Source organism: Liquorilactobacillus sicerae, assembly GCF_029916425.1.
GTDB lineage: Bacteria > Bacillota > Bacilli > Lactobacillales > Lactobacillaceae > Liquorilactobacillus > Liquorilactobacillus sicerae.
Genome location: NZ_JAHAVQ010000293.1, coordinates 1 through 422 on the forward strand (window position 1 = coordinate 1; position 422 = coordinate 422).

The 422-nt window shown below is 37.0% G+C and carries 1 protein-coding gene; it reads right to left on the reverse strand.

The window, feature by feature from the left end; all coding sequences use genetic code 11:
• Nucleotides 1–244, reverse strand: a 244-nt coding sequence (locus KH893_RS12505; protein WP_281166364.1) for a methyltransferase domain-containing protein, incomplete at its 3' end; no start/stop codon positions are given.
• Nucleotides 245–422: the final 178 nt, after the last annotated feature.

Sequence of the window (422 nt, forward strand, 5' to 3'; positions counted from 1 at the left end):
GATTTACCGCATCAGCAGTTGATACAGCCAAACCGAATCTCCGATTAAGTTTAACTAAACTCACATCTTCCTGAAATAACGGCGTATGTCGAAGTTGTTGTTTAGCAACTTCTAGCATATTACTAGAAAGATCGACCCCTGTAGTGATCCAACCCTCATTTTCAAACCTCTTCAAAAGAGTCCCAGTTCCACACATGAAATCTACAATTGAGTGTTCAATATTCTTACGCTGAGCGTATTCCATAATGAACTTTCCATACTCCCGCGCTTGATTAGTAAGAGCATAGTTATAAAAAGGTGCAAAATTCCGATTATAATTCGTTTTAGATTCGTACTCGCTAATTCTTTTAATCCCTTCAAATTTCTTTTTTATATACGTATACGCACTGAAAACATATGGGCTCGTTATTTTGTAAGTGCTC